Consider the following 17,552-nt stretch of genomic DNA (forward strand, 5'->3'; position numbering starts at 1 on the left):
GTCAGGATGCCTTTGCAGACGGCAACTCGATGTCTATGCCGAGCGTTGTGACGTCGCCGGTTCTGTCCATCTCGAGACGGACGGAGTCCGGGTCGATAGCCACACGCTTTGCAACGACGGCCAGAATGTCTTCCCGCAGACTTGAAATCAGGACCGCGTCGGACCCGTCGTCGGCCCGTTCGTGCGCCAGCAGAATTTGCAGCCGGTTCTTGGCAACCGAGGCGCTTTCACCTCTTTTGCCAAAGAGGCTCAGGATGTTCATGCGGCCCTCCCCTTGAAGAACTTGCCGAACAGGCCCTTCTTCTCTTCCGGGATCGTGACAGGGATATTTTCACCCAGGAGGCGGCGGACAGCCTCGGTATAAGCCTTGGCGGCCGGAGAGTTTTCGTCCGACAGCGTGATCGGCAGGCCGACGTTGGAGGCCTTCAGAACGTCCTTGCTTTCCGGAACGACGCCGATGAGAGGCACGGACAGAATGTCGACGACATCGTCGGTCGCCAGCATGTCGCCGGTCTTGGCGCGCTCGGTGTCGTAGCGCGTGATCATCAGGTGCTTGGGCATGCGGCCGCCGTCTTCGGCAATCTTGGTTTTTGCGTCGAGCAGGCCGATGATCCGGTCGCAGTCGCGTACGGACGACACTTCCGGGTTGGATACGATGATGGCCTCATCCGCATGGCGCATGGCCAGCGTCGCGCCGCGCTCGATACCTGCCGGGCTGTCGCAGATCACCCAGTCGAAGTACATCCGCAATTCGCTGATGACGCTCGCAACGCCCTCTTCGGTCAGTGCGTCCTTGTCCCGGGTCTGGGAGGCCGGCAGCAGGTAGAGGTTGTTCAGCTTCTTGTCGCGCACCAGCGCCTGTTTGATCGAAGCTTCGCCGCGCACCACGTTGACGAGGTCGAACACGACCCGCCGTTCCGCACCCATGATCAGGTCGAGGTTGCGCAGCCCGACGTCGAAGTCGATGGCGCAGACCTGGTAGCCTTCTTTGGCAAGCGCCGAGGCGATGGCTGCGGTGGTGGTGGTTTTGCCCACGCCGCCCTTGCCTGACGTGACCACAACGACAGTAGCGTTGCTCATGGTGTTCGTCCTGTTTTTGTTGTCAGACCGGCCGCGCTCGGCTGCCGGTTCTGTGGTTAGTTCAGCTCTTCAAAGACGAGGGTTTCGTTTTCGAAGCGTATCTGCGCAGGTGCGTTGCGCAGGGCGGTATCGAAATCGTCCGCGACCTTGTAGAGCCCGTTGATGGAAACCAGCTCCGCATCCAGCTTGGAGCAGAAGATGCGGGCGCTGTCTTTCCCGGAGACACCGGCCAATGCACGTCCGCGCAGAGCGCCATAGACGTGTATCGAGCCGCCGGCGATGATTTCGGCGCCGGAACTCACAGAGCCGATCACCGTCACGTCGCCTTCCGGATGCAGAATGCTCTGACCCGAGCGAACCGGTTCCGTAATCACGATGGAGGACCCGCTTGCAATGCTTGCCGGCGAGGCTTCCCACGCTTCTGATTCCGGCGCGCTGTTGCCATTGACCTTGCTGGCCTTGGTCTTCGTTTCGCCGGTTGCCTTCCTGGCTTTGCCGGACGCACCCTTCGCGGCACCGTCTGTCCCGCTCCCGTCCGCTTGTTTTGCTTCAGGGCCATCGCTGGCCTCAGCCGGAGCGTTCGCGGGTGTCGGGACATCCACGTCGGAGGCCAGGCGGCCACCTGAGAAACTCGGCGGCATGCCTGGTTTCAGCCGTGTACCGGCGACACCGTCAATGCCCATGACGCGGATCGAACGGTCGCCAAGCTGCGCAAGAAGCTGCTCCAACTCCTCGATCGGTATCTTGGTCCCCCGAACATCCAGAATGATGGGCCGGTCGATAAAGAATCCAGGCGAGCGTTCGATGATCCGGTCGATTTCACGGAACCAGTCCGCAAAGGGCGGCTCCGGGCTCAGAACGATGGCAATGAAGGATTTTCCCTTGAACTTCATCAAAGAGTCCGGCGGCACAATTGGTCAGGTTGATTTGGTCCGGTAAACCTATCATTAACCGAACCGGACAATCGGGCAGGCAGCCGTTTTCCACCGATATCAATTTTCATCTGATATTTCAGATAATTGGCTCTTACACCAAGTCTCTGGTTCAAGCGCTGGTCGCTCTACTTGCCAAAAATACCAAGAGAACCGCCAAGAATCGCAGCATCGCACCCCGGCCTGCCTTCTTTGCCGGCGCATTGGTTAACTCAATTCCTGTAAAAAACTGGATTTTTGCCATATTGCAGTGCAATATAGACAATCTGGTGTTTGGGGCGCGACGCGTCTTGGGGAAAAGAATGAGCAACTTCAGTGATATGATGACCTATCTAGGCCTCGATACGAGTGAGGCTGCGATGGTGCTTAACGTATCTGAAGATGAAATTCTTCGCTGGTGCAGTACGAGCGAGGCACCGCCTATTCACATCTGGCAAGGCCTCGTGCGCATGCTCGATGAAATCCGGCTGTCTGCCGAGGAAGCCGCGAAATCAGCCGATCTCGATCATCTGGATGCGACGGATCTCAACCGCATCAATCTGATGGTGCCCGGTGGCACGGCGTCGGACCTGGCTGGGCCGAAACGCGCCGCAACCGCGCTTGCCGTAGCGACACTGGCGCGGGTCTTCGTCTGATATGCACCGCTAACAGGGTTTTGCTTGAGCCTTGCTCAGGCCGGCTCGTTCAGCTTCAGCCCGATTTTGCCAGCCAGCGCCTCGGCATCCACCGGCTTGGGCAGTTTCGAAAAACGCCCGGCATATCGGTCTGAAAACGGATCGTCGTTTGGCAGATGCCCCGAAACGGCAACGACCCGGCAATCTGCGTGCGCTTCAAGAGCCTGCCCGGCAAGATCCCAGCCCGAATGTCCATTGTCGAGCTGCAGATCCGTCACCACGATCGAGTAGGGCATGTCAGGGCTGATCCTGGCCTTTGCATTCTCAAAACTATGCTCTGTCGTCACCGTGTACCCGAACCTTGTCATGAGGTCCGAAATCGCCGCTGCCGACCGCCGGTCGTCATCGACCACCAGGGCTCGCCCGATCCCATCCCCAGCGACGGTCCCCGGAGATTGGGGGGCTTTTCCGCCGGATTGCTGGGGGAAGGTCAACGTCACGCAGGTTCCTTGACCCGGCTGCGACGCAATGTGGATGGTGCCACCAGACTGATGCACGAACCCGTGCACCATGGACAGGCCGAGACCGGTGCCTTCGCCGTTCGCGCGAGCGCTAAAGAAAGGCTCGGCAGCCTGGCGCAACGTATCCGCATCCATCCCGCAGCCATCGTCCTTCACCGATAGCGAGATCTTTCCGTCTGTTTGCCGCGTTACGGCGATTTCGATGTGTCCTTCGTCTTCAATGGCCTGTCCGGCATTGACGCACAGGTTCAAGATAGCGCTTTCCAGCTGGCCGGGGTCGATGCGCGCAAACATCGGGCCTTCGTCGCACCGGATCGACAGCGTTACGGTTTCAGGCAGGGCCATCGACAACAGGTCTTCCATGCCTTCCGCGATCACGGCGATATCGGTTTCGATAGGGGCAAGGTGCTGTTTTCGGGCAAAGGCCAGAAGCCGCTCGATCAGGGAAACGCCGAGTTCGACCGCATCATTGATCCTTGCCTTCATCACCGAGGCCTTGGGCGTAAGCTCGCCCTCAAGCATGTGAAGATTGCCGGAGATCGTGGACAGGATGTTGCCGAAGTCGTGGGCAACTTCGCCCGTCACCTTGCCGAGACTTTCCACCCGCCGGATCTCTTCCAGCCGTTCGTCGATCCGCTTGCGCTCCGTCGTTTCGGAAAACAGCCACACGGATCCGCCGTCGGGCAATGCCGACTGGCGCACTTCCAGAACCCGGCCGGTGGGGTCGGCGTATTCGCCAAATCCGGCCCTGTCGTTTTCATTGGCCCGGGGTTGGAACGCCGACCCTTCCAGAAGCTCCGGCAGCGTCATGCGCTTGCCGCGACCTGCTTTTTCCAGACGCAGCAATTCCCGTACGCGGTCGTTTTCGGCGAGGAACTGCCCGGTCGGCGACAGCACCGCAACGCCGTCACTGATGTTCTGGAAAACGGTGATGAAAAGCTCGTTGCGGCGCCAGACTTCCCGGGTTTTCCGTTCCAGCCGCAGGGCATTGGACCGGAACTTGCGGAAAGCCTCGGACAACTGCCCGATCTCGTCTGACGCGCTTGCCTTCTTGGGCAGCCGTGCCTTCAGGTCTCCTGCCGCCAGCCGCCGCATGACAGCAGTGATCTGGTGCAGGTTGCGCACCACATAGCGGGAGACAAACAGGGCAGAGCCGATGGCGACAACCAGACTGATGACAGTCAGGACCAGAATGACGGCCTTTGCAAAGGTAATGCTGGTTGTTGTCTTGTCGCGTGAATCGCGAAGCCTCAGCTTTGTGTCCGTGACCTTCTGCAGGGCGTAGGCGTTCACCTGCACGAGCTCGGTGCGAATGCGGAAGAGAGCGTTTTCGGCATCAAGCTTGGCTGCGAGGCTGGAATAGCGCAGCGAGAACAGGTCACCGCGCCGCATCACAGCCTCGTCGACCTCTGCCAGGGCCGCGCGGACAGGGGAGGTGGCAGAGGCTGCAATGTCCTGACGGATGCGCCGGAAACTGCTCTGTTGCTCCCCCACCTTGATCAGCTCCTGACTGCGCAGCGCGCCGATGGCGGCCATGACCAGTTGCTGCAAGGCAGACCAGTTCTGGCGGTCCTCCGGCGACTGGTCCCGCGACTGCGCCAGCCTGCGGAAGCGTTTTTGCAGGCGTTCCAGATCCTGATCGATCAGTGCGAGTTCGGCAGCGGTCCTGCCCTGTGGAACCATTGCACGGGCAAGATCGGTGATCGCCACCCGGATACGGGCAAGAGGCCTGACGAGATCAGGATCGCCGCCCCCCAAAGATTCGATGTGATCAAGTGTTGCGAGAACTCGTTCAGCTTCGCTTTCAAGTTGGAAGCTTGGGCTGAGCGTCATCAGAAAGGGTGCGGAGGCGGCCAGCTTCGACGCGTTGCCGGAAAGCTCCAGAGCGTCGGAAACGTCGCTCAAGGTCTGGTCGTGAAAGGTGCCGAGCCGCTCTTCGGCGCTGTTGAGCGTAATGAGAGCAATGGCCCCGACCACCATGACCACGACAAGAAGCAGACCGATGGACGAAAGCAGCAGCGAGCGGATGCTGGGCTGGCGGAGCCGGGACGTGCTCATGGTCCGTCAGCCTGGAGGACGAAGATGTACCCCTGCGCCCGGCGGGTTTGCAGATGAACGGGCTTGGAGGGGACATTCTCGATCTTGCGGCGCAGCCGCAGGATCAGGACATCGATTGTCCGGTCCACATAGCGCTGCATGTCGCTGCCGATCTCGCGCATCAGGTCCGTGCGGGGAATGATCCGATCCGGGTTCTTCACGAAATATTCCAGCAGGACATATTCCGCGTTGGTCAGCGGAATCTCGTCGCCGTTCCCGTCCAGCAGTTCCCGGCGCTTCAGGTTCACCCTCTTGTCGCCGAAGACGATTTCCTGATCCTTGCCGGCTTTTACGGCCGAAACGCCATGCCCGTAGCGGCGGAGTACTGCGCGGATGCGGGCGACGAGTTCGCGCGGATTGAACGGCTTCATCAGATAGTCGTCGGCGCCCGTCTCAAGGCCGATGATCTTGTCGATCTCGTCGCCGACGCCGGTCAGCATGACGATGGGAAGCTCGCTGGTCTCGCGGATATGGATGGCAAGGGAAAGACCCGACTCGCCCTTGAGGCGCAGGTCGATCAGAGCAAGGTCGAAGTCCTGGGGGCTGCCGGCGGCCTTGAAGCCGTCACTGTCCTGAAACGCAACCGGTTCGAACCCGCTTGCCTCCATCAGTGCAGACAGGGTATCGCGCACATCCGCGTCGTCATCGATGATGGCAATCACCGGTCTTGTCGCGCTTGCATCCATGCTGTCGCTCTCTTGCACCTACATGAGCTGTCTAACACAAGGACCGGGCGGCGAGGCCAGAATCTCGTTACAAATGTTTCACCTGCCCACGCGCAGCTGTAACACTGTTAACAAAATAAGGCTGTCCAACAGCTTCTGTTAACACTTCGCCGCTCGTTTTCCTTCGCCATCTCCCGGTAGGCTGATGTGGATCTTTCAAGAGCCTTGCGGTGCGATGCGCTGCGGGGCAGGAACGATCTGTAATGGGAGGAAAATATGAGAAATATGCTGGCCCGGCTCGGTTCCGTGGCTTTTGTGACCGGTTTTGCCATTTCGTCCGCTTATGCTGCGGAGTGCGCGAACCAGGGTGCACTCGACAGCATCTATTGCGACGCCAATGGCGATCTTGTCGCCGACGCACCGTCCGATCCGGCCAAACTGAGCAACCCCGACACGCTCGTCTTTGCCTATACGCCGGTTGAAGATCCCGCTGTTTATGCCGACATCTGGGCGCCTTTCATCGAGCATCTGGAAACTGTGACCGGCAAGGACGTGCAGTTCTTCGCGGTGCAGTCGAATTCGGCTGAAGTGGAAGCCATGCGGTCCGGCCGTCTGCACATCGCAGGCTTCTCGACTGGCCCGACGCCTTTCGCCGTCAATCTCGCAGGTGCCGTCCCGTTTGCGATCATGGGCAGCGAAGACGGTCAGTTCGGCTATCGCCTTCAGATCTATACCCAGGCCGACAGCGATATCAAAACGCCAGCTGATATGAAGGGCAAGCGCATCGCGCACACGTCTCCGACATCCAACTCGGGCAACCAGGCGCCGCGCGCCCTGTTCCCGGCTCTCGGCGTCGTGCCGGACCAGGACTATGAAGTCATCTATTCCGGGTCCCACGACCAATCGATGCTGGGCGTGGTTGCCGGCGACTATGACGCCGCGCCGGTTGCCTCCGAAGTTGTCGACCGCATGGCGGAACGCGGCCTTTACGATCCTGAGGAAGTGCGCATTGTCTGGGAAAGCGATCCGTTCCCGACAACCTCCTTCAACTACGCCCACGACCTGGATCCGGCCCTCGTTGAAAAAATCAAGGAAGCGTTCTTCAGCTTCGACTTCAAGGGCAACAAGCTGGGTGAGGAATTCGAGGGCGTAAGCAAGTTCGTTCCCATCACCTACAAGGACCAGTGGGCTGTCATCCGGCAGATCCAGGCCAGCAACGGTGTTGAGTACACGCCGCAAGGTCTTGCCAAGTAAGACAACTGGCTTTGACGGCCCGCCGAGAGACAGCTCCGGCGGGCCGGTTCAATCGGGGTAAAACATGCTAAAGATAACAAGCCTTGTGAAGCGTTACGGGGCCGGGGATCCTGTGCTCAAAGACCTGGACCTTGAGGTTCCCGGCGAAGAGGTCGTCTCCGTGATCGGCTCTTCGGGTGCGGGCAAAAGTACGCTGCTTCGCTGCATCAACCGCCTGGTCGAACCGACCTCGGGCAAGATCTTCCTCAATGGCACCGATTTCACCAGCCTGGGCAAGCGCGAACTGCGCGTCGGCCGTCGCCGCATCGGCATGGTGTTCCAGAGTTTCAATCTGGTCGACCGCCTGACCGTCATGGAAAACGTCCAGAGTGGGCGTCTCGGTTACATCTCGACCTGGGCCGCACTGTCACGGCGTTACCCGAAGGAAGACATCCGCCGGGCCTACGAGCTGATGGAGCGAGTCGGCATCGCCCATTACGCCAACAAGCGCGCGGACGAACTGTCCGGCGGCGAACGCCAGCGTGTCGGCGTGATCCGGGCCCTGATGCAGCAGCCGGAAATCCTTCTGGCCGACGAACCGACAGCGTCGCTCGATCCGAAGACCTCCGAACAGATCATGACCCTGCTTCGGGACCTTGCGCGCGAACTGAAGCTGCCGGTGATCATCAACATTCACAACGTCAATGAAGCCAAGGAATTCAGCGACCGTATCGTCGGCATGCGCTATGGGCGCATCATCTTCGACGATCTGCCGGATGCCCTGACAAAGGACGCGATGCACGAGATCTATGCCGGTGTTCCCCATGAGGACCGGCAGATGGAAGGCGCTGCGGCATGAGTACGGCGAGGGACACCTGGCGCAAGCAGCCCTTCATCGCCAACCCGGTTTTGCGCTACGGCCTTTATGCCGCGATCGCGGTCTATATCGTGACCACCTTTGCGACGCTGCCGATCGACTGGGACCGTATGGTGCAAGGCCTGAGCCGGGCAGGGCGGATCTTCGGCGGGGCCTTCCCGCCCAGCTTCCAGCGTAGCGAATTGCTCATCGACGGGTTTATGGAAAGCCTGAAGATCGCAATCCTCGCGACTGTCGGCGGCGTCCTGCTGTCGATCCCGATCGCCTTCATGGCGGCCAGGAACATCGCTCCGCTGTCGATCTATTATTTTGGCCGGGCAGTCATCATCATCGCACGCAGCTTCCATCCGGTGATCGTTGCCATCATCTTCGTGAAAGCCGTCGGTTTCGGCCCTTTCGCGGGCATCCTGACGCTGATCGTCTACTCCATCGGCTTTGTTGCCAAGCTGCTGGCCGAAAAGATCGAGGAAATCGACCCAGGGCCCGTCGAAGCCATGAGGGCAGCCGGTGCTCCGTTCCTGTCGACACTGGTCTATGCGGTGTTCCCGCAGATCATGCAGCGCCAGATCGGCCTCGGCATCTACCAGCTCGACAGTAACCTGAGAGCCTCGGCGGTCGTCGGTATCGTCGGCGCGGGCGGGATCGGTGCCACCCTGGCCAATGCCTTCGGACGCTACGATTACGACTTCGCCCTGGCGATCACCATGGTCATCGTGGGTGCCATCCTGATTTCCGAAGCCGTCAGCGGTGCCATCAGAAAGCGGATCGCATAATGGAACAGGTACAGCTTCAAGACTGGGCGCGCTACACGCCGGCACAGCGGTTTCAGCGCTACGGCTACTTTGCACTGACCGCCCTTGTCGTCGCCTGGGCACTGGGCAGCGTCAACATCATCTGGGCCTGGGTGTGGGACGCGCCGACCCAGATGGGCGATCTCTTCAGCCGCATGGTGCCGCCCGACCCGACCCACCTCGACCAGATCCTGAGTGCGTTGTGGGAAACGGTGAACCTGGCCACCATCGCTACAGCCATGGCGGTCGTGCTGGCACTGCCGGTGGCCTATATCGCCGCGCAGAACACCACGCCGAACGCGCTGACGCTCTGGCTGGGCCGGTTCATCCTGGTCTCCTCGCGGTCGGTCAATACGATCATCTGGGCCTTGCTGTTCGTGGCAATCTTCGGCCCCGGTGTTGTTGCCGGTATCGTCGCCATCATGTTCCGCTCCATCGGCTTCCTGGGTAAGCTTTTGGGTGAGGCCATCGAGGAAATCGATCCGAAGCCGGTCGAAGCGCTGAAGGCATGTGGAGCAAGCCATTTCAAGGTCGTGCTCTATGCCATCGTGCCTCAGGTCATGCCGACCTTCTTTGCGGTGGCGATCCTGCGCTGGGACATCAACTTGCGGGAATCCACGGTTCTCGGCCTGGTCGGTGCCGGCGGCATCGGGGTGATCCTGCAAGGCGCCATCGACACCTTCAACTGGCAGGAAGTTTCCACGGTGCTCCTGGCCATCATCGCCCTGGTGGTTGCCGGCGAGGTCGTATCGTCCTACCTGCGGCGCAAGATCCTCTGAAAAGAGTCCGAACCGGTTGGTTGGTCTGAAAAGCAGTTCTGGCAAACTGAAAACAATGGTGCGGCAGGGAGAAATCTCTGCCGCACCATTTGCTTTGTGGAAACTCTTTGTCATTCTGTCCGAAAACCAGCCGAAGCGACGTTGTCTTTCTTGAACTTTTATTCGTTTCAGCGATGATCGAACCAAGAGACTGCCACCAACCGCTGATTTGCCGCCACCGCTCGGCTGACGAAAACATGCGTCACGCCTGAAACCTCGCCCCGCATCTGACTGGTTTCCGCGGGCGGCCACCACACCATTAAGGCCCGGCCTATGACTGAATCGCTCAAGGGACTTGCCGCCGCGCTTCTCGCATTTGCCCTGTTTTCCACGCATGACGCGATCATCAAGGAACTCGGCGCCAGCTATCCGGTCTTTCAGATCATCTTCTTCACGATGCTGTTCGCCTTCGTGCCGATGTCCATGATGATGCTGGCGGACAAGGCGGTCGACAATTTCCGTCCAAGGCATCCCTGGCTGGTGCTGTTTCGGGCAGGCCTGGCCATTATCGCCATGTCTTGCGGCTTCTACGCCTTCACGGCGCTGCCGCTGGCCGAGGTCTATGCGTTGCTCTTTGCCATGCCGCTGCTGATCACCGCTTTGTCGGTGCCGTTGCTGGGCGAAACCGTGCGGGCACAGCGCTGGGCGGCGGTGATTGTCGGTCTGGTTGGCGTTTTAATCGTTTTACGTCCTGGCGTGACCGAACTGACCCTCGGCCATGCCGCGGCTCTGACGGCGGCCTTCGCCAATTCGCTCTCCACCATTCTGGTGCGTAAACTCGGCGGCAAGGAGCGCCCGGCGGTGCTGATCCTCTACCCGATGATCCTGTCCATGACCGCCATGTCCATGACGCTGCCTGTGTTCTACGTGCCGGTGGAGCTTCTCGATCTCGGCCTGATGGCGGCCATCGGCTTTCTGTCGGTCGTTGCCCAGTTCCTGACGATTTCCGCCTACAAGGCCGCTCCGGCCGCAGTGGTGGCACCGTTGCAATACAGCCAGATCCTGTGGGCAAGCCTGTTCGGCGTACTGTTCTTTTCCGAAACGCCGGACTTCTACGTCGGACTCGGCTCTGCCATCATCATCGCCTCGGGCATCTTCGTCGTCTGGCGCGAGAGCCGCGAGAATGTCTCCATGCAGACCCCGGTCCTGAAAACCGCCAACCCGCGGTTCGATACGGGCCCGCAGCCGAAGTAGGAAGCGGGGGAGACTGACTGCCAACTGGCGGCTATCCGGACTTCCCACAACACGACAGCCTCATCCTGAGGAAGCGCGTTAGCGCTGTCTCGAAGGATGGGCCACTTGCTCATGAGTATGCCGCCCATCCTTCGAGACGCGCAGAATTGCGCTCCTCAGGATGCGGCCCTGGGGGAGGCGGGCGAAGGAGGCTGGTCACTACAGCAGTTGGCTAAGCAACTGGTGCCCAGGCCAGCCATTCCTCAATCCAGCCGTTTCTTGAACCTGAACGCGGCGACGATCATGCCGAGAACGAAGAAGCCGCACATCCACAGGACATCGCGATGCAGCTCTACAAGCCCGGCATCACGCAGGACAAAGCCGCGGATCATGCGCATGAAATGCGTCGCCGGAAACGCCTCGGCAATATATTGCGCGATCACCGGCATGCCCTCGTAGGGAAACATGAAGCCCGACAGCAGGATCGACGGCAGCAGAACGAAGACGGTCATCTGCGTTGCCTGCAACTGGCTCTGGGCAATGGTCGACAGCACCAGGCCCAGGGAAAGGCTGGCGCCGATAAAGAGCAATGTTCCGACGAAGAGGTCGAGTATCCGGTCGCCGAAGGGCACGTTGAACAGCAGATGGCCGAGCCCGAGGATGATCGCGGTCTGCACCAGCCCGATGAAGATATAGGGGATGATCTTGCCGATCATCAGCTCGATCGGCCGCACCGGTGTGTTGATCAGCATCTCCATGTTGCCGCGCTCGCGTTCGCGCACGATTGCGGCGGAGGTGAACATGATCATGGTCATGGTCAGGATAATGCCGACAAGGCCGGGCACGATGTTGATGGCGGTGCGCTGTTCCGGGTTGAAGAACAGGGCCACCTCGAAGGTCGGCGTCGACCGGTTCGGGGCCTGCCGGTTCAGTTCGGACAGCGGCATGTTGCGCAGCGACTTGATGGCACCTGCGATCATGGTGTCGGAGCCGTCGACAATCCATTGGGCGACGGGCCGGCTGGTTTCCTCGTCCGTGGAAGGCGGCGTGCCGAGATTGGCGGCGGGAGAGCGGGCAACCCGCTGGGACAGGTCGTACGGCAGGATGAAGGCCGCTCGCACGCGGGCGGCCTTGATGGCCGTTTCCGCTTCCTCAATGCTCGTCAGGCGTTCGGTCACCTTCACCACGCGCGTGGCTTCCACCATCTGGATCAGAACGCGGCTGATCCCGGTCTGGCTGTGATCGACGACCGCAACGGGAATGTCCCGGATGTTGGTGTTGATCGCGTAGCCGAACAGGATGAGCTGGATCAAAGGGATCATGATGACCATGCCGAAAGTCATCCGGTCACGGCGCAACTGGGCGAGTTCCTTGAAGAAAATCGCGGATATGCGGGAGAGCGGTCTGATCATTGGCGGCCTTCTCCCGTTGCGGTCACGAAGACATCTTCCAGGTTCGGGCGCACCTTTTCGATCAGCGTGGCACCGTTGGTTTCGTCCTTGGTCTTCAGAAAGGCTTCCGGGTCGGCAATGTCTTCCCGCACCAGAACCCGAAGTCGGGCCCCAAGCTGCGCGGCGGTAATGATGCCCTCCGTTCCCAGCAGCTTCCGGCGGATCTCGCGCAGGTTCGGTCCTTCGATTTCCACCACATTGGCGCCCATTGCCGCCATCAGGTCCTTGGGTGCTCCGTCCGCACGCTTCTGGCCTGCTTCCATGATAGCAATCTTGTGGCAGCGTTCCGCTTCATCCATGAAATGGGTGGTCACGACGATGGAGGTGCCGCCATCGACCAGGTCGAAAAGCTGTTCCCAGAAATGGCGGCGCGACTCCGGATCCACGGCCGAGGTCGGTTCGTCCAGAAACAGAAGCTGCGGCTCGTGCAGAACCGCGGTTGCCAGGGCAAGGCGCTGGCGCTGGCCGCCGGACATCTTGCCTGCGAACCGGTCCCCGAGGTCGCTCAGTTCATAGCGCTCCATAACCTCGGCGATGCGCTGTTTCTTTCGCTTCGACGGCAGGCCGTAGATCGTCGCCATGAAGGTGAGGTTTTCCAGCACCGTCAGGTCGCCGTACAGCGAGAAGGCCTGGGTCATGTAGCCGATCTTGTATTTCAGGGTCTCCGCATCCTTGGGGACGGAGAGCCCCAGAACTTCAACGGTTCCTTCCGTTGGCGTCAGAAGCCCCGTGAGCATGCGCATGGCGGTGGTCTTGCCGCTGCCGTTGGGGCCCAGAAAGCCGTAGATCATGCCGCGTTCAATGGTCAGGTCCAGTCCGTCGACTGCCCGGAACCCCTTGAAGCTTTTCACCAGGCCCTCGGCCCGGATCACGATGTCCCCACCCGTTGAACTCACGGCAGGACGACCTGGGCGGGGACGCCGTTTGGCAGGTCGTTGGCACTGTCGGGCAATTGCACCTCGGCGACATACATCAACCTGGCCCGTTCGGACTGATTGAGCGCGTAATAGGGCGTGAAGGATGCTTCGGAGCTGATCCAGCGCACCGTGCCTTCGATCGACTTGTCGAGGCCGTCGATCCGCACTTCAAGCTTGTCGCCCTGCTTGACCTTCACCCGGTGCGGTTCGGGCACATAAACCCGGGCATAGGGGGCATCGCCCGCCAGCATCACCACAACGGGGCTGCCGGCCGTCACCCGTTCTCCAAGGTTCCAGGGAAGACTGTCGAGAGTTCCGTCTCGTGACGCGGTGATGGTGAGATCCGACAGGATCTTTTCCTGTGTGGCAAGGCTGGCCTGCGCAGCCTCAAGCTCGGCCTTGGCTATGTCGAGGTCTTCCGGCCTTGTCCCCGCGACAAGCTCCTTCAATTGTTCCTGCGCACTTTGCAAGGTTGCGTCGGCGGCATCGCGCGCCGCCTTCGCGCTGTCGAGCTGCGCCTGGCTTGTGGTGCCGCGCCCGGTCAGGTCGTTGTAGCGTTCGAACGTGGCCTGCGCGTCTTCCAGTTCCGCCTTTGCTCCGGCGACACTCGCACGGGCCTTGGCGATTTCTTCCTGGCGCGCTCCGTTTTCAAGCTTCACCAGATTGGCCTTGGCTTTCTGAACCTCCGCCTTTGCCTGAGCGACGATAGCCTGTTGTTCTGCCGGGTCCAACTGAGCCAGCACGGTTCCCTTCTTGACGAAGGTTCCTTGCGGTACGGGCAGCTCCACCAGAACCTCGTTGGCCGTCGCCGTCAGGGCCACCCGGTCGCGCTCGAGATTTCCAAGGGCAACATTGCCTTCTTCACCGTAACAGCCGGCAACAAACAGGCACAGGCTGGCGGCGAGGAAGGCTTGAGGACGGGTCGTGGACATGGATTCCTCTCAATGGATCAACGGCATGCAGCAAGAGGGGCAGTACCTTGCCGTAACCATAGCCTGCTTCGAAGGTGTGTGCCATGGCTGGTTGAGGCGGAGGCGAGGGGATCAACATCAAGAGAAAGCCTGCGATGAAGTGCCGGTTCGCATCGACCAGAAAAGAGGGGTGATCGTCGTCAACCGGAACCAAAAAAGGCTGCGATTTGATACGCAGCCTTTCAGCAAATTGATATGATCCGAAGCCGTCAGCTTGCCCGCTTGAACACGTTGTACCAGCGTTTCTTGGGCACGGAGATCGCCCGTTCCAGAACTTCCGCCGCATAGAGCGACGCGTTTTCCCGCGCCTTGCGGACGCCGGACACCAGGGTTGTGTCGAGGCCGGAAAGGCCGCCGCCGAATTCGAAGAGGTCGCGGAATGCGGCACGCTCCACAATCGGGGTCATCAGGACATCGATGTTCTGGGCCGAAAGGAAATCCTGCACCGCTTTCATCGCGCGTGTTGTCACGGCGGCGTTGGTCCGGGTCAGAACCACACAATGCTTGATGTCGTGACGGACGATTTTTTCAAGCTTCTTGATTAGCGTGAGGATCTTAGCGCCGCCGCGTGCATCCATGGAAGAGCCCTGGATCGGCACCACCACCAGGTCGGATACCGACAGCGCATTGGCGACGATCAGGTTCTCGGTCCCCTCAAGATCAACGATAACGTAGTCGGAGGTCTCGGCCGCAAGCATGATCTGCTCGGTGATGGAGGCCGGCGAGATTTCGCTGATGACGTTGATGCCTGGGCTCTTGCGCGGCAGCTCGTACCACTTCGAGATCCATTTCTGCGGGTCCGCATCGAAGATGGTGACGCGTTTTCCCCGTGCCGCGACTTCTGTCGCCAGCAGCAGGGCCGCCGTGGTTTTTCCGGCGCCGCCCTTTGCGTTTGCGAAGGAAATGACTGGCATCTGGGTTCTCCTGACCTGGCCGAGCATTGTCTGGAGCAACTTGCGTCTGCGAGTGCATGCACAAAGCTGCCCCAACACCTAAAAGGCGATCCGTCAGCGGGTTTTCGTCTGTTCCATTGCAAATCCGCTTGTGTCGCCGATGACCTTTTGCAGGCCTATCTGTCTGGCAGTCTTGGATTTTTATGGTTACCAAATCCTTAAATTCGCATTTTGCAGCACACTTATTCAACGCGCGTTAGGATTTGTGGATAAAGACGCGCAAAAGGCCTTGGCACAATTTGCAAGGGTTCTGAGACCTGCCGTGTTGTCAGCACCGAGCGGCGCTCTCGAAGCGGCAATCATCAATCAGCAACATCTTGGGCCTTTGCAGACTGGACCGGCAAGAAAGCCCGCCCGTTTTTGACCCGCCACCGATTGCATGCGCCCCGGGTGCCGCGTAGGTTGTCGATGCGGAAAGGGGGCCTGAATCGGCTGCCTGCTGCCGGTTGACCGGTCTCATGGTGTTGTGGGCACTTGCCTGCGGTGAATTGCACGCCAGATGCTTTGGGATCAGACTTCTATCTTATATACGCGCCTTGAAGGACGCCACATGCTGCACCGATTTTTCAACGCCCGCCCGGCCTGCTTGATCCGGAACCTTCTGCTTTGCGGGGTGTTGACTTATGCGGGGATGGCGGGTTTCGCCCAGGCAGAGGCCCTGAAGCCCTACAAGGATGGGCTGTTCCGCTACAAGAAGGTCAGCGAAACGCTCTACGACGGCGATTTCATCGTCGTCGAATACTCCAAGCAGCGGGACCTGCGCGACCGCGACGAAGTCGATGAACGCAGGGTCTACGGAAATTATGTTTCCTACAAACCCAAGCGTGGCCGTGGCAGCAGCGAACTGAAAGCCAATGGCCGGGTTGTCGAGTTCATGGGCACCGGCAACTGGAAAGGCGGCGCAAACGCCATCGTGATCTACATTCACGGGCAGGGCGGCAACCGCTTTCAGGGCATGAACGACGTCTCCTTCGGCGGCAACTTCAACCGTGTGCAGAACCTGATGGTCAGAAACGGCGGCGCTTATCTGACCGTCGACATAAAGAACTTCGACAATCGCGGCACCACGGATGTGGCTGCTTTGATCCAGTATCAAAAGCAGTTGTCTCCCCGCGCCAAGGTGGTGGTTGCCTGCGGCTCCATGGGCGGCATCATCTGCTGGAACCTGCTGAAGAACGCCAATTACGCCAGCATGCTCTCCGGCGTCCTGCTCCTTGGCTCGCCGAAAGATCCCAATTTCCTGTCTTCCGGAGCGCTCGGGCGCAACGTGCCAATCTATATGGGGCAGGGGACACTCGATCAGGTCTACAACTGGGAAGACCAGGCGAACTTCTTCAAGCAGATCAAGACCAAGGCACCGAATTATCCGATCAAGTTCACCCTGTTCGATACCGGCACGCACGGCACGCCCATCCGCATGACCGACTGGCGCCTCGTGCTCAACTGGATGCTGGGCTAGAGAAACGGGCGTTGGGCGCCTTCATCGAGTGCTTTTGGGGGCACAAACAGCTAGAACTTTAGCTTTCGCCACATTAGATTGAGTGAAAATTGATTGGCAGTTTCAGGTTGAAGTGTGATGGCGCGTACCCTTCCGAAGTTTTCGTCTCTCGACAGTTCCTACCCGGCTGCTAATCACCCTTGTGATCAGGGGTGGGATAACCAATGTGCAATTCGTATGAGCATTTGCCTGATCGGAGCAGGCTTCCACTTGTCCGGTTACAAACAGGGGCCCCTTTGCAAGCACGGGCATGCGCGCGGTGCACAGTCACTTGGACATTACATTTGGTCTCAAGTTCATCGACCCACAATCGTTCCTGGTGGAGCCAACGCCAAGGTGAAAGTTTCTAACAAGTCGGGCGTTGTTTTCTTTAAGGATATCGCCGGATTTCGGAATGGTATTGGCGACCACATTGATCTTTGGGACGGAAAAGCGAGCAAAACCGGTGAATACTTCGAAGACTGCACGGAAATTTGGTTCTGGCCGGCGAGTTGAAATGTCGCTGACCGTTCTTGCCGCCGCTGGGCTGGCAGTAGGCCTTGGAACGACTTCGTTCGCGGGCGCTCCAGGTGCGATTGACCTCTCTGGTTCTGAAATCTGGCTTGATGGGTGTTCTGTTATGCTGGCAGGTGAAACGGATAAAGTAAGCCTTGATACTGGTCTGCCCGCACCTTGCGATTTTGTGTTCAACAGCGACGAAAGCCTGCGTCTTTTTGAAGATGGGGGAAAAAAAATCTTGCTAGTTTACAGCAGTCGTGAGGAAGGCGCGGGTCATTGCGACACGCGTCTGCGCGCTGTTCTGGTGCAAAACGGGACGCTTTCGATGTCCGAGCGTACAATGGAAATTTCGTCGTGCAACGTGACTGACATGGACGAAAAGACGTATCGAATTCTCGCGCACCGTGCTCTGCCTGCAAGGAAATGAATCTCCTAAATTAAGATAGCGCGAACAACATCTTCA

Annotated in this window: 19 protein-coding genes; 10 read left to right on the plus strand and 9 right to left on the minus strand. The window is 59.6% G+C overall.

Annotated features, from left to right (window positions below; genetic code table 11):
- Position 1 precedes the first annotated feature (1 nt).
- From minE to minC, 3 genes are read right to left on the minus strand one after another with little or no spacing between them, the layout of a single operon-like run.
- Positions 2–262, minus strand: coding sequence for a cell division topological specificity factor MinE (minE, locus tag SIAM614_RS26710; RefSeq protein WP_006939388.1), 261 nt, complete (start codon positions 260–262; stop codon positions 2–4).
- Positions 259–1,080 (minus strand): septum site-determining protein MinD, encoded by an 822-nt coding sequence (gene minD / locus SIAM614_RS26715; protein ID WP_006939389.1) that lies wholly within the window; start codon positions 1,078–1,080, stop codon positions 259–261. The genes minE and minD overlap by 4 nt, the downstream gene beginning before the upstream one ends.
- Before the next feature lie 56 nt (positions 1,081–1,136).
- Positions 1,137–1,973 carry a septum site-determining protein MinC gene (minC, locus tag SIAM614_RS26720; protein WP_006939390.1) on the minus strand — a complete coding sequence of 279 codons (837 nt, stop codon included), beginning with the start codon at positions 1,971–1,973 and terminating at the stop codon, positions 1,137–1,139.
- 20 nt (positions 1,974–1,993) lie between these two features.
- Between minC and SIAM614_RS32260 the strand changes: the two genes are divergently transcribed.
- Positions 1,994–2,647, plus strand: coding sequence for a hypothetical protein (locus SIAM614_RS32260; protein WP_006939391.1), 654 nt, complete (start codon positions 1,994–1,996; stop codon positions 2,645–2,647).
- A gap of 35 nt (positions 2,648–2,682) precedes the next feature.
- Here the strand turns inward: SIAM614_RS32260 and SIAM614_RS26730 are convergent, their stop codons facing one another.
- Both SIAM614_RS26730 and SIAM614_RS26735 read right to left on the minus strand, forming a co-directional pair.
- Complete coding sequence (locus SIAM614_RS26730) at positions 2,683–5,205, minus strand: ATP-binding protein (protein WP_006939392.1); 2,523 nt, start codon at positions 5,203–5,205, stop codon at positions 2,683–2,685.
- Positions 5,202–5,930, minus strand: coding sequence for a response regulator (locus tag SIAM614_RS26735; protein WP_006939393.1), 729 nt, complete (start codon positions 5,928–5,930; stop codon positions 5,202–5,204). Before SIAM614_RS26735 ends, SIAM614_RS26730 begins: the two co-directional genes overlap by 4 nt.
- Before the next feature lie 264 nt (positions 5,931–6,194).
- On the opposite strand from SIAM614_RS26735, the gene phnD reads away from it, so the two are divergent.
- The 5 genes from phnD to SIAM614_RS26760 all read left to right on the plus strand — a co-directional run bounded on the left by phnD (position 6,195) and on the right by SIAM614_RS26760 (position 10,822).
- Positions 6,195–7,163, plus strand: coding sequence for a phosphate/phosphite/phosphonate ABC transporter substrate-binding protein (phnD, locus tag SIAM614_RS26740; protein ID WP_006939394.1), 969 nt, complete (start codon positions 6,195–6,197; stop codon positions 7,161–7,163).
- A gap of 64 nt (positions 7,164–7,227) precedes the next feature.
- Positions 7,228–8,001 carry a phosphonate ABC transporter ATP-binding protein gene (phnC, locus tag SIAM614_RS26745; RefSeq protein WP_006939395.1) on the plus strand — a complete coding sequence of 258 codons (774 nt, stop codon included), beginning with the start codon at positions 7,228–7,230 and terminating at the stop codon, positions 7,999–8,001.
- Positions 7,998–8,792, plus strand: a complete 795-nt coding sequence (gene phnE / locus SIAM614_RS26750; RefSeq protein ID WP_006939396.1) for a phosphonate ABC transporter, permease protein PhnE — start codon at positions 7,998–8,000, stop codon at positions 8,790–8,792. Before phnC ends, phnE (SIAM614_RS26750) begins: the two co-directional genes overlap by 4 nt.
- On the plus strand, positions 8,792–9,589 hold the full coding sequence (gene phnE, locus SIAM614_RS26755; protein WP_006939397.1) for a phosphonate ABC transporter, permease protein PhnE: 798 nt from the start codon (positions 8,792–8,794) through the stop codon (positions 9,587–9,589). Before phnE (SIAM614_RS26750) ends, phnE (SIAM614_RS26755) begins: the two co-directional genes overlap by 1 nt.
- Positions 9,590–9,901: 312 nt before the next feature.
- Entirely contained in the window at positions 9,902–10,822 is a 921-nt protein-coding gene (locus SIAM614_RS26760; RefSeq protein ID WP_006939398.1) for a DMT family transporter, read from the plus strand.
- A 242-nt stretch (positions 10,823–11,064) separates the two neighbouring features.
- Here the strand turns inward: SIAM614_RS26760 and SIAM614_RS26765 are convergent, their stop codons facing one another.
- The 3 genes from SIAM614_RS26765 to SIAM614_RS26775 are packed head-to-tail and all read right to left on the minus strand — an operon-like array spanning position 11,065 to position 14,101.
- Complete coding sequence (locus SIAM614_RS26765) at positions 11,065–12,213, minus strand: ABC transporter permease (protein WP_006939400.1); 1,149 nt, start codon at positions 12,211–12,213, stop codon at positions 11,065–11,067.
- Positions 12,210–13,148 (minus strand): ABC transporter ATP-binding protein, encoded by a 939-nt coding sequence (locus tag SIAM614_RS26770; RefSeq protein ID WP_157140113.1) that lies wholly within the window; start codon positions 13,146–13,148, stop codon positions 12,210–12,212. The genes SIAM614_RS26765 and SIAM614_RS26770 overlap by 4 nt, the downstream gene beginning before the upstream one ends.
- Positions 13,145–14,101: an HlyD family secretion protein gene (locus tag SIAM614_RS26775; protein ID WP_006939403.1), complete on the minus strand. Its 957-nt coding sequence runs from the start codon at positions 14,099–14,101 to the stop codon at positions 13,145–13,147. The genes SIAM614_RS26770 and SIAM614_RS26775 overlap by 4 nt, the downstream gene beginning before the upstream one ends.
- Here SIAM614_RS26775 and SIAM614_RS26780 point away from each other — a divergent pair.
- Positions 14,100–14,339 (plus strand): hypothetical protein, encoded by a 240-nt coding sequence (locus SIAM614_RS26780; RefSeq protein WP_006939405.1) that lies wholly within the window; start codon positions 14,100–14,102, stop codon positions 14,337–14,339. The genes SIAM614_RS26775 and SIAM614_RS26780 overlap by 2 nt on opposite strands.
- Before the next feature lie 10 nt (positions 14,340–14,349).
- Here the strand turns inward: SIAM614_RS26780 and SIAM614_RS26785 are convergent, their stop codons facing one another.
- On the minus strand, positions 14,350–15,054 hold the full coding sequence (locus SIAM614_RS26785; protein WP_040441239.1) for a ParA family protein: 705 nt from the start codon (positions 15,052–15,054) through the stop codon (positions 14,350–14,352).
- A gap of 589 nt (positions 15,055–15,643) precedes the next feature.
- Here SIAM614_RS26785 and SIAM614_RS26790 point away from each other — a divergent pair.
- The 3 genes from SIAM614_RS26790 to SIAM614_RS26800 all read left to right on the plus strand — a co-directional run bounded on the left by SIAM614_RS26790 (position 15,644) and on the right by SIAM614_RS26800 (position 17,516).
- Positions 15,644–16,552: an alpha/beta fold hydrolase gene (locus SIAM614_RS26790; RefSeq protein WP_006939407.1), complete on the plus strand. Its 909-nt coding sequence runs from the start codon at positions 15,644–15,646 to the stop codon at positions 16,550–16,552.
- Positions 16,553–16,768: 216 nt separating this feature from the next.
- Complete coding sequence (locus SIAM614_RS33605; RefSeq protein WP_006939408.1) at positions 16,769–17,086, plus strand: T6SS effector amidase Tae4 family protein; 318 nt, start codon at positions 16,769–16,771, stop codon at positions 17,084–17,086.
- A complete protein-coding gene (locus SIAM614_RS26800) occupies positions 16,986–17,516 on the plus strand; it encodes a hypothetical protein (protein WP_198137417.1) in 531 nt (176 codons plus the stop codon). The genes SIAM614_RS33605 and SIAM614_RS26800 overlap by 101 nt, the downstream gene beginning before the upstream one ends.
- Positions 17,517–17,552: the final 36 nt, after the last annotated feature.

Origin of the sequence: Roseibium aggregatum IAM 12614, assembly GCF_000168975.1 — a bacterium.
GTDB classification, from domain to species: domain Bacteria; phylum Pseudomonadota; class Alphaproteobacteria; order Rhizobiales; family Stappiaceae; genus Roseibium; species Roseibium aggregatum.

Bases quoted from the DNA above. Each gene is read 5' to 3' on its own strand.
- SIAM614_RS26760 (WP_006939398.1), top strand. From the start codon at position 9,902: ATGACTGAATCGCTCAAGGGACTTGCCGCCGCGCTTCTCGCATTTGCC.
- phnE (WP_006939396.1), top strand. From the start codon at position 7,998: ATGAGTACGGCGAGGGACACCTGGCGCAAGCAGCCCTTCATCGCCAAC.
- SIAM614_RS26780 (WP_006939405.1), top strand. From the start codon at position 14,100: ATGGATTCCTCTCAATGGATCAACGGCATGCAGCAAGAGGGGCAGTAC.
- phnD (WP_006939394.1), top strand. From the start codon at position 6,195: ATGCTGGCCCGGCTCGGTTCCGTGGCTTTTGTGACCGGTTTTGCCATT.
- phnC (WP_006939395.1), top strand. From the start codon at position 7,228: ATGCTAAAGATAACAAGCCTTGTGAAGCGTTACGGGGCCGGGGATCCT.
- SIAM614_RS26735 (WP_006939393.1), bottom strand. From the start codon at position 5,930: ATGGATGCAAGCGCGACAAGACCGGTGATTGCCATCATCGATGACGAC.
- SIAM614_RS26775 (WP_006939403.1), bottom strand. From the start codon at position 14,101: ATGTCCACGACCCGTCCTCAAGCCTTCCTCGCCGCCAGCCTGTGCCTG.
- SIAM614_RS26790 (WP_006939407.1), top strand. From the start codon at position 15,644: ATGCTGCACCGATTTTTCAACGCCCGCCCGGCCTGCTTGATCCGGAAC.
- SIAM614_RS26785 (WP_040441239.1), bottom strand. From the start codon at position 15,054: ATGCCAGTCATTTCCTTCGCAAACGCAAAGGGCGGCGCCGGAAAAACC.
- SIAM614_RS26800 (WP_198137417.1), top strand. From the start codon at position 16,986: ATGGTATTGGCGACCACATTGATCTTTGGGACGGAAAAGCGAGCAAAA.
- SIAM614_RS26730 (WP_006939392.1), bottom strand. From the start codon at position 5,205: ATGAGCACGTCCCGGCTCCGCCAGCCCAGCATCCGCTCGCTGCTGCTT.
- SIAM614_RS26765 (WP_006939400.1), bottom strand. From the start codon at position 12,213: ATGATCAGACCGCTCTCCCGCATATCCGCGATTTTCTTCAAGGAACTC.
- minC (WP_006939390.1), bottom strand. From the start codon at position 1,973: ATGAAGTTCAAGGGAAAATCCTTCATTGCCATCGTTCTGAGCCCGGAG.
- minD (WP_006939389.1), bottom strand. From the start codon at position 1,080: ATGAGCAACGCTACTGTCGTTGTGGTCACGTCAGGCAAGGGCGGCGTG.
- minE (WP_006939388.1), bottom strand. From the start codon at position 262: ATGAACATCCTGAGCCTCTTTGGCAAAAGAGGTGAAAGCGCCTCGGTT.
- phnE (WP_006939397.1), top strand. From the start codon at position 8,792: ATGGAACAGGTACAGCTTCAAGACTGGGCGCGCTACACGCCGGCACAG.
- SIAM614_RS33605 (WP_006939408.1), top strand. From the start codon at position 16,769: ATGAGCATTTGCCTGATCGGAGCAGGCTTCCACTTGTCCGGTTACAAA.